Origin of the sequence: Streptomyces sp. NBC_00859 (genome assembly GCF_045161865.1) — a bacterium.
Classification (GTDB): Bacteria; Actinomycetota; Actinomycetes; order Streptomycetales; family Streptomycetaceae; genus Streptomyces.
Window position 1 is genome coordinate 2,739,211 of sequence record NZ_CP108826.1, and the last position, 16,678, is coordinate 2,755,888.

11 protein-coding genes are annotated in these 16,678 nt (G+C 66.6%); 2 read left to right on the forward strand and 9 right to left on the reverse strand.

From position 1 onward, the window contains the following. Positions 1-31: 31 nt before the first annotated feature. The 7 genes from OG584_RS11550 to ychF all read right to left on the reverse strand — a co-directional run bounded on the left by OG584_RS11550 (position 32) and on the right by ychF (position 12,494). Positions 32-655 (reverse strand): TetR/AcrR family transcriptional regulator, encoded by a 624-nt coding sequence (locus OG584_RS11550; protein WP_405777639.1) that lies wholly within the window; start codon positions 653-655, stop codon positions 32-34. A gap of 956 nt (positions 656-1,611) precedes the next feature. Further along, positions 1,612-2,712, reverse strand: a complete 1,101-nt coding sequence (locus OG584_RS11555; RefSeq protein WP_405777640.1) for a tyrosine-type recombinase/integrase — start codon at positions 2,710-2,712, stop codon at positions 1,612-1,614. 428 nt (positions 2,713-3,140) lie between these two features. Then, positions 3,141-3,884: a hypothetical protein gene (locus OG584_RS11560; protein WP_405777642.1), complete on the reverse strand. Its 744-nt coding sequence runs from the start codon at positions 3,882-3,884 to the stop codon at positions 3,141-3,143. A 386-nt stretch (positions 3,885-4,270) separates the two neighbouring features. Further along, positions 4,271-5,890, reverse strand: a complete 1,620-nt coding sequence (locus OG584_RS11565; protein ID WP_405777644.1) for an N-6 DNA methylase — start codon at positions 5,888-5,890, stop codon at positions 4,271-4,273. Continuing rightward, on the reverse strand, positions 5,887-7,455 hold the full coding sequence (locus OG584_RS11570; protein ID WP_405777646.1) for a restriction endonuclease subunit S: 1,569 nt from the start codon (positions 7,453-7,455) through the stop codon (positions 5,887-5,889). Before OG584_RS11570 ends, OG584_RS11565 begins: the two co-directional genes overlap by 4 nt. After that, positions 7,452-10,964, reverse strand: coding sequence for a DEAD/DEAH box helicase family protein (locus OG584_RS11575; protein WP_405777648.1), 3,513 nt, complete (start codon positions 10,962-10,964; stop codon positions 7,452-7,454). The genes OG584_RS11570 and OG584_RS11575 overlap by 4 nt, the downstream gene beginning before the upstream one ends. A 441-nt stretch (positions 10,965-11,405) precedes the next feature. Then, entirely contained in the window at positions 11,406-12,494 is a 1,089-nt protein-coding gene (gene ychF / locus OG584_RS11580) for a redox-regulated ATPase YchF (protein WP_405777650.1), read from the reverse strand. A 233-nt stretch (positions 12,495-12,727) separates the two neighbouring features. Between ychF and OG584_RS11585 the strand changes: the two genes are divergently transcribed. Continuing rightward, positions 12,728-13,192: a DUF6542 domain-containing protein gene (locus OG584_RS11585; protein WP_405784004.1), complete on the forward strand. Its 465-nt coding sequence runs from the start codon at positions 12,728-12,730 to the stop codon at positions 13,190-13,192. A gap of 160 nt (positions 13,193-13,352) precedes the next feature. Here the strand turns inward: OG584_RS11585 and ppgK are convergent, their stop codons facing one another. Continuing rightward, positions 13,353-14,090: a polyphosphate--glucose phosphotransferase gene (gene ppgK / locus OG584_RS11590; protein WP_405777652.1), complete on the reverse strand. Its 738-nt coding sequence runs from the start codon at positions 14,088-14,090 to the stop codon at positions 13,353-13,355. Between the two features lie 107 nt (positions 14,091-14,197). After that, positions 14,198-15,229: a 4-hydroxy-3-methylbut-2-enyl diphosphate reductase gene (locus OG584_RS11595; protein WP_405777654.1), complete on the reverse strand. Its 1,032-nt coding sequence runs from the start codon at positions 15,227-15,229 to the stop codon at positions 14,198-14,200. 62 nt (positions 15,230-15,291) lie between these two features. Here OG584_RS11595 and OG584_RS11600 point away from each other — a divergent pair, with 62 nt between their 5' ends. Further along, positions 15,292-16,662: an APC family permease gene (locus OG584_RS11600; protein WP_405777656.1), complete on the forward strand. Its 1,371-nt coding sequence runs from the start codon at positions 15,292-15,294 to the stop codon at positions 16,660-16,662. Positions 16,663-16,678 lie beyond the last annotated feature (16 nt).

Below are 16,678 nucleotides of genomic sequence, written 5' to 3' on the forward strand. Positions count from 1 at the left end.
GCGCTTCGGCGCGTGCGGGCGTGGGCTGGGGTCAGTGGGTGCGCAGGAGCGGCAGCAGAATGTCGTCGACGAGGTGGGCGACGAACGGGTCGTCGCACGGCTCGCCCGCGATCACGATGCGGTGCACGATGACCGCCGGGGCGACCTCGGCGAAGAGGCCAGCGGCGCGAGGGGTGAGCTGTTCTCCGTTCCGGACCGCCTTTTGCAGCGGCTCGTCGGTCATCGCGGCCTCGTCGCGGCGCAGGATGCGGCGCATTTCCTCCGCGAGCCGCGCGTCGCTGCGCATCCCGGCGAACAGTGCGCCGAGCAGGCCGATCTCCTGCTCGGCGATCTGCCGGGCCAGCCAGGAGACGAGGCCGAGCAGGTTCTCCCGGAGAGTGTCCGTGGCGGGCTCGGGAGGCGTGGCCTGTGCACGGTGCTCGACGGCGGCGGCGACGAGCGCGGCCTTGTCGTGGTAGCGGCGGTAGATCGTCGTCTTCGCCGACCCGGAGCGACTCGCGACCGCCTCCATGGACAGCTGCTCGTACCCCACCTCGGTCAGCAGCGACAGGGTCGCCTCAAGGATGGCCACGCCACGGCTCGTGTCACGTGGCCGCCCCATGACGGACGGCTCGTCCGTGCGCCCGGCCCGCGGGTCACTCGATGGGCTCGCCACTCCGGCTCCTAATTTCGATACGCTACGGTTGCGTATCGAAAGTAACCCGGAGCGCAGCTGGCGGCAACTTGAGCCGGTGCGGCCACGTGACACTGATCGACGAGACAGGCCCTAGTTCCTCGCTCACCGCGAGAGTTCTACCGAGAGTCACTCCGAAGAGCGCTCTGCCGAGCAGTCCTGACGATATGACCGCCCAATCGTTCGGCAACGGAAACCGTGGGGCGCTGCTCATCGGTACAGGTACATACGATCACCCGGAACTGCCGGAACTCCGATCGCCCGAGGTGGACTGCACTCGCCTAGACACCCTGCTACGTGACCCAAAGATCGGCGCCTTCGAGGTGCAGACACTCGTCGATGCTGCACCCAAGGCGTGGGCGGTGACAACCTAGGGCAGAGGACAGGTCACCTCCCAGCACTTAGCAGTTGCTGTTCCCAGCCCTCCTCCAGCAGCGACGCAATCTGCCCGACCCCTAGCAGGGCTTCGTCCGCTGCCCCGCCGTCGAAGTCCCAGTCCGGAACGTGCCCTTGCCACTGGAGGTCAACGTCATCGATCAACCGGTGCGCGAAGGAGTTGCGTCGTTTCCGGAGCCAGATCACATCCTCCTCAAGGGCTGCCGGGCAATCCCAGCACGGGCAGCCACCCGTATACCAGCACGACCCCAGCACGGCACGGATGACCAGGGATGACGACAGGCGACGAGGGGTCAGCTATCCCAGCACCATCCCAGCACGGGAAAAAACCAAGGGCCCGACTCCAAAGAGTCGGGCCCTCGCTGACCTGGGCGTTAGCCAGATCAGCGACGTGGTGATAGGTCAGCGGCTACACCTTGAAGCGGAATCTGTAGTACAGGGCTCTCATCTGTGGAAACGCGGGTTTTGCAGGGGCATCCCAGCACCATCCCAGCACGGGTACTCGATCCCAACACCACGCCGACCAGGCGGCCCTCGTACGCCTACGCAGCTCGAGTGTCAGCGCTCCAGCTCGCCTCCTCCGACGGCAGGGACGTCGCATCCGGGGGCGCGGGCCGCATGGCGCGCTGCAGTACCTCCCGGCAACGGTCCCACCCGCTGGGCAGCAGATGCCCATAGATGTCGACCGTCGTCTTGACCGAACGGTGCCCGAGCCAGCGCGAGACCTCATGGATTGGCACACCGTTAGCCAGAGCAGTCGAGGCGAAGAAGTGCCGCAGGCTCCGGGGCGTGTACTTGGCATTGCCGTCCAGATCGACAAGGCCGGCCGAGAGGCATGCCTTCTTGAACTGGTAGCCGTAGGACGCGATGGACGGCATCACGCCAGCGCCAGGCTGACGTGGAGCAAAGAAGGTCTCAAGCCGAATCCGTTTCCCCTTCTGACCAGTGAAGACGACGGGCACCGGCTTCCACTTCAGGAGGTGCGCGTTGATCTCCTCCTCAACGAACATGGCGGTTGGGACGTCTCGGCACTCCTTCTCCAGCCGATGCTTGAGCGGCACAAACGGTGTCTGGCAGTCCTCACGGTGCGCCTTGGCACTGACCTGCCATCGAATCCTGACGTAGCCAGGCCGCCTGCACTCGGTGGAGAAGGCCAGCACTTCGCTGGGGCGCTGGCCTGTCCCGGACTGAAGGTAGACGGTGAGGCGGAACCATGGCGCAATGTGCGCAGCGATCAGATCGACCTCAGCTGACGTCGGAACTTCGTCCGCGTCCACCGCCAGCGCGTCCCTGCGGGAGATCCGGATGCCCCGGGCCGGGTTCTCCGTGATGCGCTTGTCCACGACGGCCGCCTCCATGATGGCGGCTACCATCACCATCCGGTCGTTCACCGTCGATGCAGCTAGCCCTGCACCGCCTCGGTAGATGTCCTTGACGAACTTCTCAAAGTCCCGGCGCGCCAGCCCAGCCAGGGGCTTACGACCAAGGCTCGGCACGAGATGGTTGCGGATGAACCCTTCGTAGTTGCAGCGAGTCGCCTCTCCGATGGCTCGTCGCTCCAACCACTCCTCAGCCCAGACCGACAAGGACATGGCGCCGCGCGCAGGATCGATGCAGACACGGGCCTTCTTATCCTTCTCCACGACGGCAGCGAAAGCGTCCGCACCGTCCAGGCCGATCCTTCGTGGGAACGACTTCTCTCGCTGCCGCCCTCGCCTGCCGCCTGGCTCCCGATACCGCACGGTCCACGCGTGACCGCATCTGAACGCATGCGGGGATAGTTCCGATCACGGACATCCCGCTTGCACCTCTGAAAGACGCGCGCCACCCAACGCTCCGATCTGCCGGACGTCTGTCCTTGAGATCGTCGCCATCACCTCACATATAGGCAAGACACTCGCCGCTAATCCGCACTTTCCGGCGAACATGCCTCATCATCGCCAGATCGACGGCGCCAGTAAGCAGTCAGCTACATGAACCGGCGGGTCGCATGGCCGAAGGTCAAACCCGAGGGTTGAAAGCACCCGAAGATGCATTCACAGGGCCCACCATCAATCAGCCAGTCAGTCAGTCAGTCGACGTCCAGCTGATCTCCACCTGACGCTTCCTCAGTCCCGTCCGGAGCCGGGATCGGCGTCGGATGTTGCGACGGCTTGGACGCGTCCCCCTCCAGCGCGTATGCAAGCGCGAGAGCAATCCGCTCAATCCAGTTCAGCGCGTCTGTGACATCAGCCTCGCCAATCGGACGGCGCTGCTTGAGGTCACCGTCGATCAGATCCGCGTCGTGTGCGATCTGGTTTCGGCGGCGGAGCAGCAGGACGTACTGGCCGCGTAGTCGCTTTTCGTCGTATGAAGTCCGGTACTGGCTCCACCGGTTGACCCACTTCGCTGCCTCACGCCACACCTTGACATCGGTAACGAGCGCCATCACCTTCGCGATGGCGTCCGGGTTCTGCAGGGTCTGGTGGGCGATGTCCTGGCGTACCCGTTCCGCGACCACCTCGGCTGTGGTCGTCTCGCCCCGCTGCACCTGCTCCACGCAATGCAGCGGCAACGGGTATTCACGAAGCTTACGCGGCATGTCCGGATCGTCCTTGGCCGCTTCCTCGGCGACCCGGCGCAACACCTCTTCTTGTACCCAGTGTTCGAGGGCGGCGATGGACTGCACCCAGGCGGCTCGGTAGAAATCGGCGGTGTCGATGCCCTTGGGGCTGAGCACCTCCAGCGCCTGCCCAGCTCGCACCATCTTGCGTGCGTACGACAAGTTCGTGACGAACGATTCGAACTGACGGGTCTGGGGGTGCGCGATGGCCATGCATACCTCTGTTCGGCGCGTAGGGAGAACGGAGAGCTCCGGAACGTGGACTCCCGATGTTCCCTGTACTGCACAGAGGCTGGTCAAGCGGCTTTTCGGATCACGGTCAGATTGTGGCTCGATCTGATCGGTTCAGCTCCGGATCCGGCTCTTCCCTCCCTTATAGCAGGCTCCTGGAGCGCTCCGTGATACGTACGGGTTGGCCCAGGGATGTCCGCCGTGATGTCTGCGGCGACTGCTCCATCATCGGGCCAGTGCATCGTAGGGACTTCGGCATCGCCACCTCTAATGGAATAGCCGACAGTAACTGCGCGGGAAAGCCGAGGGCCGCAAGGCACTCGGCATTGCGGCACTCCAGCGCTGTGACGCCGCCCTTTCGGCCATCGTCAGACCTCTTCTGCCTCCGGTACATCAACATCCGCGCCCAAGGACTTCGCGATGGCCGTGAACTCGGCCAGGGCGGACTGAAGATCGCGCACGATCTCCTCGGCGATGACCTCCGGCTCCAGGTCGCTGTCCGCGTCCTCCAGGGCCGGGTCCTTCATCCACGTGATGTCGAGGTTGACCTTGTCGCGCCCGATCAAGTCCTCGTACGCGTACGGCTTCCAGCAGCCGTTCTCGTCCTCGTCCGCGACGCGGGCGGTCACCGGCTCGCCTGCCTTGTACTGGGCGACGAAGTCGTCCAGGTGGGCGCGGGTCAGCGGGCGCTGCTTCATGGTGAAGTGCTGGCCGGTGCGGAAGTCGTAGACCCAGGTGACGGTGGTGTGCGGCTTGCCGTCAGCACGCGGGGGCTTCTTGTCGAAGAACAGTACGTTCGCTTTGACACCGCCCGCGTAGAAGATGCCGGTGGGCAAGCGCAGGATCGTGTGCAGGTCGAACTCGTCAAGGAGCTTGCGGCGGACCTTCTCGCCCGCGCCGCCCTCGAACAGGACGTTATCCGGGAGGACGACGGCGGCCCGACCGTTGACTGCCGTCAAAGACATGATGTGCTGAAGGAAGTTGAGCTGCTTGTTGGTCGTGGTGGCCGTGAAGTCGTCACGCTCGTACTGGACGTCCTCCTTCTCGAGCTCACCGTCCTGGCCGATCACAGTGATCGCGGACTTCCGGCCGAAGGGCGGATTGGCGAGGACGAGAGAGGCGTGCCGCCCACTCGGCTTCTCGGCGAGCGCGTCCCCGACGTCGATCAGACTCGGGCCGTCACTCTTGCCGATGCCGTGCAGGAGCATGTTCATGGCGGCGAGTCGAGCGGTGCCGGTGACCAGCTCGTTACCCCAGATCTTGGACCCGCTGTCGTACGCCTTGCGGACGTCAATGTCCATGTCCTGGACGTGGTGCCGGGTGACGTACGCGTGGGCCGCGATCAGGAATCCGCCGGTGCCGCACGCGGGGTCGGTGATGGTGTCGTCCGGGCCGGGGCGGGTCACGTCCACCATGGCGTCGATGAGCGCGCGCGGGGTGAAGTACTGGCCGGCGCCGGTCTTGGTGTCCGAGGCGCCCTTGGCGAGCAGGCCCTCGTAGGCGTCGCCCTTGAGGTCGGTCCCGGTGACGGTCCACTCTTCGCGGCCGATCAGCTCGACGACCAGCTTTTCGAGCAGGGCGGGCTTGGTGATCCGGTTCTGCGCGTCGGCGAAGATCGTGCCGATGGTGGTGTGGGGCTTACGGCCGAGGTGCTCCAGGATGGCGCGGTAGTGCGCTTCGAGCTCGGGACCCCGCTTGCTGACGAGCGACTTCCAGTTGTAGTCGACGGGCACAAGGGCGCTGAGGTCGCGGCCACCCCACTCGTCCTTCTCGATCTCGTCGACCATCTTCAGGAACAGCAGGTACGAGAGCTGCTCGACGTACTCGATGGTGGACATGCCATTGTCACGGAGGACGTTGCAGTAGTTCCAGAGCTTCGCGACCAGCCTGTTGGTCTGCGCGGCGGCCTTCTTGGACTTCGCCGTCTCGGCGAGGGGGACGCCTTCGGAGGAGGGCGCGACGGCATCGTCTGTAGCGGAGGCGGTCACTGGAAGAGCTCCTGCTGAACGGTAGTAATGGGGGCGGGGGTTGGGGTGGGGGCGAGGGCCTCGGTTACCTTGGCCGCGGCGACCCCCTTTCGGGGACGCGCGGCGCGCTTCGCCGTTCGGGAGGGCTTGGCGGTGTTGCGCTCGGCAGCGATGCGGGCAAGGAGAGTGGTGGCCGGTTCGTCGGTGGGGTCCTGATCCGTCAGCCGCCCCTCGAAGGCATTACGCAGAAGACTGACGCGAAGATGGTGCGCTTGGCGATCGGAACGCCGGAGAACGTCCTTAACCCGCTGAACTTCCTCCGCCTGCGACTCCGCCTGCTCGACGATCGACCTCTGCTCGTCGACCGAAGGAAGCGGAATCGGAAGCTCCGCCAAGCGTGAGGAATTCAGATTGAACTGACCTGCGGAAGACGCCGCAACTCGCTCGAGATGCCTCCGCCAAATCTCGCTCTGCGTCACCAGTCGCACCCAGCGGGGATCTACGACCTTGAGGTTAAGGCGAAACCTAATGAGATACGAAGCAAACGCAACGTCAGTATCCTTTTCAGCCACACCTACTCGCCCAATGAGGCTCGGACTTCCATTGGTGCGAACGAAGAGAACATCTCCGGAGCGCACAAAATAATCCGAGAGATCCATGGTAGAGTCCTCGGCGAATTTCATATCCCCAGGGTCAACAACCCCTTTCTGCACATTCGGAATTCGCAGAACAGGAGTCCCCGTTCCTTCATAGGAGCACTTAACGGACGTCCCATACCCTCGACCAACGGCAAGGTCACCGAGACTGACCGTCGGCCATCTCGAGGACTCGACGAAGCCAGAAATGTTGATCGGATCCGTAGGTTTCCATTTCCTGTCAGCTGAACCCTTAGTGCTACTGCGTACCTCACCCACATTCAGCGGGAGAGGAAACTCACTCCTGGAATCGGCATCGGCTACCGCACGACTATTAAGCAACTTCCCGAGTGCCTCAGCCCGCCGTGTCGCGGCTTCGACGGACCTGGCGGCCGCATCGAGGCGGGAGAGCTGCTCTTCGAGGGCCTCGACGATGCGGTGCTGTTCGGCGAGCGGCGGAACCGGAACCTTGATGCGCTTCAAAGACGCACCAGAGATTCCCGCTTGCCCAGCAGATGTCTTGACTTGACCTCGCACTTGCTCACGAACCTGCGACGACGCCCACGCATAGGTAAGGAACCGGGAGTCCACAACATCGGAAGGCACGCGCACCCGGATCAGCTTGTCGGGATAAGCAAGTTGCGGCGCCCCCTCCGGAACCCTGGCCCCGGCACCTACGTATTCGGGGTTTCCGTTGTACCGAGTGAACAGCAGGTCCCCGGGAACAGCGTCGCCCGCCTGATCCAGCACTTCTCGCCAGTCCAACCCGGTGTACCTCAGGTCGGCCAGATTGAGCCGCATCGACCTTACAGCACCAATCCGAAGAATCGGCGTACCGTTCGGCTCCGTGCCAGGGCGTGACACGTACATCCCATTCTTGACGGACGAAGCGATCTGTCCGAGTTCCGCCCAGACCCACCCCTCCGGCAAATCGCCCATTCCCTTGCTCAAGCCAATTCCCGATTCAGCTCGTCCAACAGTTCCAGCGCCTGGTTCCTGCCACCGAAGGCGTTGGCGAAGCCCGGGCCGCCGCCCTTTTCGGAGAACGGCATGTGGCCGAAGTCCTCGCGTTCCATGCCCAGGTCGACCACGATCGCGTCCTTGATTCGGCGCAGCCACCACAGCTGGTCATCCGTGAATTCCGCACCCGCCTGGCTCTGCCGCAGCAGCCAACCCTCAAAGCGCTCCTCGACCACCGTACGGTACGGGCGAAGCTGGTCGTCCGCGCCGAGCGTGTAGCGGACGAGGTTCATAAGGTCGCCAAGGCCAGCCGTCTTCGACAACGACTCCGTCGCCTCACCGACCAGCTCGTAGTGGTCCCAGATGACCTTCGGTGTCCAGGTCCGCTTGGTCGCCTTAATGGAGGCCATCAGCTCCTTCAGGTGGGCCCGCGCCTCTTGCGGCCGGACTCGCGATCCGCTGCCGAGGATCACCTGGAGGGCGATCGCCTCCGCCGCCGCCTCGTCGCGCTTGCGGCTGTCCAGGAGCTGGCGCCATTCCGCCAGCTCCTTCGCCGCCCGCTCCTCCCTCGGGACCTCGTTCATCTTCAGCGTGACCTCGGTCGTCGCGTCGTACGTGAGGTCGTGCTGCTGTTTGATGCCGATGATCAGCTTCCGCAGTTCCGGGTGGGTGGTCAGGGTCTCGACCGAGTCGTGGACCAGTCGCCGCGCGTGGTCCGCGCCGCCCTCCCGGTATGCCCGATCCTGGGTGTCGACGTCCACCGCGTTGGCGATCTTCCGGACCACCTTCGCCAGTGGCACTCCGCCCGACGCCTGCTCGATCCGCTCCCGCTCCTCCTTCGTGAGCTTGCGGTCAAGCCGGGCCAGTCGACGCCCGAGTGTCTCGGCCTGTTCGGCCGTCAGCGAGCGGCTGCCCGCCTTGTCCATCAACTTGGCCAGGCTGAGACTGCCGCCGTCCGGCGGCAGCATCGGGCGCGTGTCGACCAGCGGCGAGGCAGTGACGCCCACCGCATCGACCAGGACGAAACGGTCCTTGGCGAGGTCAGCGGCCGGGTCCGGGGTAACCGCCTTCAGGTCGTCGGCGTCGATCGTGCGGGCGCCGCGTCCCTTCATCTGCTCGAAGAGGACGGGGCTGCGGATGGCCCGCAGGAAGATCACGCACTCCAGGGCCTTGACGTCCGTACCCGTGGCGATCATGTCGACCGTGACGGCGACCCGCAGCAACGGCGAGTTCCGCAGGTCGTTGACGAGCTGCTCGGGGTCGTCGCCCTTATCCCGGGAGCGGTAGGTGATCTTCTTGGCGAAGGCGTCTCCGCGCCCGAAGACCTCCTTGACCTGCTTCAACACCTCGTCCGCATGGTCGTCGGTCGCCGCGAAGACTAGCGTCTTGGGTAGTTCGGTCCGGCCTGGGAACCAGCGCTTCCAGTTGTTCTTGTACGCGGTGAGGACGGCCCGGATCTCATCCTCGGCGATTACTGTGCGGCCGATCTGGCCGACCGTGTACGTGAAGTCCTCGTCCAGCTCCTCGTAACGCTGGGCCCGGGTCTTTCGGTCGCGGATACGGACCGTCGTTCCCTTGTCGATCTTCGCGCCGCCGTCCTCGCGTATCGAGGAGTCCATGGTGACAACGTCGAAGTCGACGTTGACGCCGTCAGCTACGGCCTGTTCGTAGGTGTACTCGGAGACCATGTTGCCGTCGAAGAAGCCCTTGGTCTGCCGGGTCGGGGTGGCCGTGAGACCAACCAGGTGGGCGTCGAAGTAGTCCAGGACACCGCGCCACAGCCCGTAGATGGAGCGGTGGCACTCGTCGATGACGATCAAGTCGAAAGACTCGATGGGGACGGCCGGGTTGTACTCGACGGTGACCGGGCGGTCGGTCATGTAGTTCTCGTCGAGAGTGGAGGAGTCTTCGCGGTCCTCCGCCTCGGCGGTGTCCTCCAGTGGCTCGCCCTTGAGGAGCCCGTACATGCGCTGGATGGTGGAGACGACGACGGAGGAGGTCTCCTGGAGACCGGACCGGCCGAGCGAGTCGACGTTGTAGAGGTCGGTGAACTTGCGGTTCTCGTCCGGCGTCTTGTAACGGTCGAACTCGGCCTTGGCCTGGCGGCCGAGGTTGTTGCGGTCGACGAGGAAGAGAATGCGGCGCGCACGCGCATGCTTGAGCAGCCGGTACGACTCGGTGACCGCGGTGTAGGTCTTGCCTGCGCCGGTGGCCATCTGGATCAGTGCGCGCGGCTTGTCCTGGGCGAGTGACCCCTCCAGGCCGACGACCGCCTCTTCCTGGGCCGTACGAAGGTCGTGCGACTCCAGGACCGGCAGCGCGGTGCGCAGGGCAGCCCGGAAGGTGGGGGTGTCCGGGTGCTCGGTGGCGCGCTTCATCCAGGCCGCGAAGGACTCCGGGCGGTGGAAGGCGAAGACCGGGCGGGAGCGGGCGTGCGGGTCGAGGCGGTTGAGGAAGAACGTCTCGGCGCCGGTGGTGGCGTAACGGAAGGCGAACGGTTCCTTCTCACGCCAGACCGCCATGGAGTGTTCCTTGAGAACGCCGCCCGCATACCGCTCGTTCTGCGCGAGGGCGCCGGCCAGGGCAGTGCCCTCGCGCTTGGCCTCGACGACGCCGACGATCATGCCATCGACGTAGAGGACGTAGTCGGCGCGACCGGTGGCCAGGCTGAACTCTCGGACCGCGACGCCTTGGGAGGCGAGTGGGTTGAGGTCGCTGTAGTGCTGGACCGTCCAGCCCGCCTGGGCGAGCATCTCGTCGATACGGACGCGGGCCTGCACCTCGTTGAGCGGTTCGGGCCGGTGGGCGCGCTCAACGATCGCCTCACGAGCATTGACGGTGACCGACCGGGGCTTGAGACGCTCCTGGTCGTAACGGTCCTGGTAGGCGCGCCGGAGCCGCTCGATCTCATCCCGGTGGCGGGCCACCTCCGCCTCGGACTCGGCACGGGCCCGCTCAGCCGCCTCGGTCAGCCTCTCGGCCTCCTCCCGGCCACGCCGCTCGGCCTCCAGCCGGTCACCGACCTCGCTGAGGCGGGTTCGGGACTCGGCGAGGGTGCGCTGGTAGTGACCGAGCGCCTCGCGGAGCTCGGCTAGCTCGGCGGATCCGCCCGCCACCTCGCTCGGCAGCTGGGGCGGCACGAACGCGGCGATCTCTCGTACGTTGTCGATCGCCCGGGAGAAGAACTGGCCGAGCTGGAAGCAGAGCTCGACGGCCTTGAGGGCCTTGCTGGTGTCGAAGAGGTGATTGTGCGCGGCGTCGTTGCGCCCACGGCGGAGCGTGTCGAAGGCATCTCTGGTGCGGCCGGGGAGCAGGCCGGCGCGCTGGAGTCCTGCCAGCCGGTCGATCTGCCGGGTTCCCTCGACGCGTACCCCAGCCCGCTGCACTAGCTCCGCGGCGAGCAACTCGCCGAACTGGCCGGAGGCGACGTACGAGACGTTGGGGTTGGTGAAGACGGACTGCTCGGCCTGCGCACCGTAGATGGCCAACAGGGGCTGCATCGCGTAGAGCCGCCCAAAGTTGGGCGACTTCCGAGCCGCTGCCTTTAGCTGCTCAGGGACTTGCTCACGACGCCGTGCCTGCCCGCTCATACGCTGCCGCTCCTCGACCAGGCCACATCCGGCCCTCACCTGTGACAAGACCTCTCAGCCTATGTCCAACCAAGCGCTCCGCTCTGGCAAATGAACCGATCACGACAAGATCGACGGCCCCACAACCGCCCGCCCCCAAGGGTTGGTGTGCGTTCGGAATGTCAGCACGGAACAGCGTCCCGGGGGTGACCGCAGGTGCCGACAGGTGGTCCGAGTCGGCCCTCCGGGACCGCACCCAGCACCAAAGCACCGTCCGACCATCGATGGAGCCGCAAAAGGGGCCCGTCTCGGATTGACGGACCCCTCTTGACCTGCACCTTTACAGGACGTGGAATTTAGTTGAAACTTCAATTAAACATTGAAGCGGAACTCCACCACATCGCCGTCCTGCATCACGTACTCCTTGCCTTCCATCCGGGCCTTGCCCTTCGCGCGCGCCTCGGCCACCGAGCCCGTGTCGACCAGATCGGCGAAGGAGATGACCTCGGCCTTGATGAAGCCCTTCTGGAAGTCCGTGTGGATCACACCAGCTGCCTCCGGGGCCGTGGCGCCCTTCTTGATCGTCCAGGCGCGGGATTCCTTCGGGCCTGCCGTCAGGTAGGTCTGGAGGCCCAGGGTGGCGAAGCCGACGCGGCCCAGGGTGGCCAGGCCCGGCTCCTCCTGGCCCATCGACTGGAGAAGCTCCAGCGCCTCAGCGTCGTCGAGCTCGATCAGCTCGGACTCGATCTTGGCGTTGAGGAAGATCGCCTCCGCGGGGGCGACCAGGGCGCGCTGTTCGTTCTTGAAGTCCTCGTCGACCAGCTCGTCCTCGTCGACGTTGAAGACGTACAGGAAGGGCTTGGTCGTGAGCAGGTGGAGCTCGTGGAGGAGGCGGCCCTGCTCTGTGTCGGCCGTGATGCCCGCCGCGAACAGTGTGGTGCCCGCTTCGAGGATCTTCTGGGCCGCCTCGACAGCGGCCAGTACCGCCACCTTCTCCTTCTGGAGGCGGGACTCCTTCGTGAGGCGCGGGACGGCCTTCTCCACCGACTGGAGGTCGGCGAGGATCAGCTCGGTGTTGATCGTCTCGATGTCGTCCTTGGGCGAGACCTTGCCGTCGACGTGTACGACGTTCTCGTCCTTGAAGGCCCGGATGACCTGGCAGATCGCATCGGACTCACGGATGTTGGCCAGGAACTTGTTCCCGAGCCCCTCACCCTCGCTCGCGCCCCGGACGATGCCCGCGATGTCGACGAAGTCGACGGTCGCAGGGATGACCTTCTGCGAGGCGAAGAGCTCGGCGAGGACGGCAAGCCGGGTGTCGGGGACGCCGACGACACCGACGTTCGGCTCGATGGTGGCGAACGGGTAGTTGGCCGCCAGCACGTCGTTCTTGGTCAAGGCGTTGAACAGGGTCGACTTGCCGACATTCGGCAGACCGACGATTCCGATCGTGAGCGACACGTTGGCGACTTCCCGTAGCGAGAGCTGATGTACCGGCCCGGGGGTGGGCCGATCCCCCAGTTTACGGGCGTGTCGTGCGGGTCCCGGCGCCCCGCGGCATCGAACTCATCGCCAAGCTCACCCAAAGCGCGTGTCCAACGCCTGATTCCGCCCACCTTGCGACCTACTTTGGTCACGTGGAGCAGCGACCCAGGATTCGTACGACTCAACCCGACGGTCCTTCCGAGAGCACGATCGCGGCCCCCGCACCGGCGGCCGTCTACCGGGCGGCCCCGGTGCGCGGCCCTCGCCCGGCGCCGCCGGCGGTCGCCGCGCTGAGCCGGTTCCCGAACCCCCGGCTGACCGGTCTCGGCGGGGGGATCTTCAGCGCCGTCGTGATGTTCCTGGTCGGCTGTGCGGACTGGCTGCTCTTCGACGGCGGGCCGCTCATGTACGGGCTGCTGTTCCTGCCGGTCGCGGCGCTGACCGCGCTCTGGGTACGCCCCGCCGACCTGGTCACCGCGCCGATCAGCGTGCCGATCTCGTTCGCCTTCGGCACGCTGCCGATCGCGGGGGGCACCGGTGGGGCCGGCGGCCGCATCGTCGCCGTGATCACGACCCTCGCACTGAATGCCGGATGGCTGTACGGCGGGACGCTCGTCGCCGGGGTGATCGCCACCGTGCGGAAGATCCGGGTGATCCGGCGGCGCTACCGCTGAGCCACGGCCCGGGTGATCCGGCGGCACCCACCGCCCGGCGACGGCCCGGGTGATCCGGCGGCACCCGCCTCCGAGTGACGGCCCGGCTGGTCCGGCGGCACCCACCGCCCGGCGACGGCCCGGGTGATCCGCCGGCTCCACCCCGTCCACCGGCCCCGCCTCAGCGGCTGGACGCCGCCATCGCCGCGCCCACGATCCCCGCGTTGTTCTGGAGCTGGGCCGGCACGATCTCGGCCCGGACCCCCTCGATCAGGGGGAGGAACTTGTCGGCCTTGCGGCTCACGCCGCCGCCGATGATGAACAGCTCGGGCGAGAACAGCATCTCCACGTGTTCCAGGTACTTCTGCACCCGGTGCGCCCAGTGGTGCCAGCTCAGGTCCTCGTCCTCCTTGGCCTTGGTCGAAGCGCGCGTCTCCGCGTCATGGCCGTGCAGTTCGAGATGGCCCAGCTCCGTGTTGGGGACCAGGCTGCCGTCGCGGAAGAGCGCCGAACCGATGCCCGTACCGAAGGTGAGCAGGATGACCGTGCCCTTGCGGTCCCGGCCGGCGCCGAAGGTCATCTCCGCGATGCCCGCGGCGTCGGCGTCGTTGAGCACGGTCACCGGGAGACCGAGTCTGCCGCCGATGAGCTGCGCCGCGTCGACGCCGATCCAGGCCTTGTCGACGTTGGCCGCGGTACGGACCGTGCCGCCGGTGACCACGCCGGGGAACGTGATCCCCACCGTGCCCGTCCAGTCGAAGTTCTTGACGACATCGGCGACCCCGTCGGCCACACCGTCGGGTGTGGCCGGATGCGGGGTCAGCACTTTGTGGCGCTCCTGCGCCAGGTCGCCGCGGTCCAGGTCAACGGGAGCGCCCTTGATCCCTGATCCGCCGATATCCACACCGAAGATCTGCATGACTCCACGTTAAGGTGTGGAGCCCTCCGTCACTTGGTGAAGCCGGCGTCACCCGGTGAAGGCCGCCCCGCCTCGGCGAAGCCGCCGTCACCCGGTGGAGCCTGCCGTCACTTCGCGGACAGGTCGGCCGCCTCGGCGCGCAGGTCCCGGCGGAGTTCCTTGGGGAGCGAGAAGGTGATCGACTCCTCGGCCGCCTTCACGATCTCCACGTCGCCGAAGCCCCGGGCGGCGAGCCACTCCAGTACGCCGTCGACGAGGATCTCCGGAACGGAGGCGCCCGAGGTGACGCCGACCGTGGTGACGCCCTCCAGCCAGGCCTCGTCCAGCTCACCGGCGAAGTCCACCAGGTGGGAGTCCCGGGCGCCGGCGCCGAGGGCGACCTCGACCAGGCGTACCGAGTTCGACGAGTTCTTGGAGCCGACGACGATGACCAGGTCGGCGTCCGCGCCCATCTGCTTGACGGCGGTCTGGCGGTTCTGCGTGGCGTAGCAGATGTCGTCGCTGGGCGGCGAGATCAGCTTGGGGAACTTCTCCTTCAGCGCGTCGACCGTCTCCATCGTCTCGTCGACCGAGAGCGTGGTCTGCGAGAGCCACACGACCTTCGACTCGTCGCGCACCGTGACGTTCGCGACGTCTTCGGGGCCGTCGACGAGCGTGATGTGCTCGGGCGCCTCGCCACTCGTGCCGACGACCTCTTCGTGACCCTCGTGGCCGATCAGCAGGATGTCGTAGTCGTCGTTCGCGAAGCGGACGGCTTCCTTGTGGACCTTGGTCACCAGCGGGCAGGTGGCGTCGATGGTGGCGAGACTGCGCTGAGCGGCCTCGTCGTGGACGACGGGGGCGACGCCGTGCGCGGAGAAGACGACGATGGAGCCTTCGGGCACCTCCTGCGTCTCGTCGACGAAGACGGCGCCCTTCTTCTCCAGCGTCTGCACGACGTACTTGTTGTGGACGATCTCCTTGCGGACGTAGACCGGCGCACCGTACTGCTCAAGGGCCTTCTCGACGGCGATCACGGCGCGGTCCACACCCGCGCAGTACCCGCGAGGGGCGGCCAGCAGGACACGGCGGGCGCCGCTGCCCCGCGCGGCGTCTCCGGTCGGGGTGGCGGCGGGCGACGGGCTGGGCGTAGCAGTCATGCCGTCCATCGTAAGGCCGTGCCCGCCGGGCCGGGGCCTTCACTTGTGGGAAGACTGGTGCCATGACTCCTGACGAGACGGCTGCGGGCAGTAGTGCGAAGGCGCCGGAACTACGCCGGAATCTCGGATTCCGGGATCTTGTCGTGTACGGGTTGCTGTTCATCGCCCCAATGGCCCCGGTCGGGATCTTCGGCGCCCTCGACGCCAAGTCGCACGGCGCCGTCGGGCTGGTCTATGTCGCGGCGACGATCGCGATGGCCTTCACCGCTTTCAGCTACGCCCAGATGGTGCGGGTCGTCCCGCTGGCCGGTTCGGTCTTCGCGTACGCGCGCAAGGGCCTCGGGCAGGGGCCTGGATTCATCGCCGGGTGGATGGCGATGCTCGACTATCTGCTGATTCCGGCCGTCGCGTACCTCTTCTCCGGGATCGCGATGAACTCGCTGGTGCCCTCGGTGTCGCGCTGGGTGTGGACCGCGATCGCCGTCGTGGTGACCACGGCACTGAACCTGTGGGGCGTACGCGCGGCGGCCCGGGTCGGGTTCGCGGTGCTCGCGCTGGAGATCGCGGTTCTCGCGGTGTTCGTGGTCGCCGCGATCGTGGTACTCGTCCGGGACGGCGCGCAGCGCGGCTGGCTGTCGCCCTTCACCGGCGACGGAGGGTTCTCTCTGACAGCGGTCCTCGGGGCGGTGTCCGTGGCGGTGCTGTCGTATCTGGGCTTCGACGCGATCGCGTCGTTCGCCGAGGAGGTCACCGGCGGGTCGGCGAAGGTCGCCCGCGCGGTGCTGTTCTGTCTGGTCCTCGCGGGTGTGCTCTTCCTCGTGCAGTCGTACCTGGCGGCGGTGCTGGAGCCGATGTCGTCCGCACAGCTGGCCGCGAAGCCCGTCGCCCAGGGCTCGGCCTTCTACGACACGGTGGACGCGTCGGTCGGAAGCTGGCTGCACGACCTCGTCGCGGTGAGCAAGGCGATCGGCGCGGCCTTCGCCGCCCTGGCCGGGCAGGCGGCGGCCGGCCGGCTGCTCTTCGCGATGGGCCGGGACCGGCGGCTGCCGCGTGTTCTCTCCAGGGTGGACGGCCCGTCCGGGGTACCGCGGATCGCGGTGTTCCTCGCGGCGGTGGTGACGCTGATCGCCGCGGTGTGGGCGGCGCGGCGCGACGACGGTCTCGACCGGCTGGTCTCGGTGGTCGACATCGGGGCGCTGACCGCGTTCCTCCTGCTGCACGCGTCGGTGGTGGGCTGGTTCGCGGTGCGCAGGGCGGAGGGCCCGCCGGTCTGGTGGCGGCACGTGCTGCTGCCGGTGCTGGGTGCCGCGGTGACGATCGCGGTGATCGTGGAGGCGTCGAGCACGGCCCAGTGGGTGGGGCTGATCTGGCTGGCCGCAGGTCTCGTGGTGTTCGGCGTGCAACGGGGCCGCCGCACCGCGGACCCGGTGTGACGGGGTACGCCGGGGT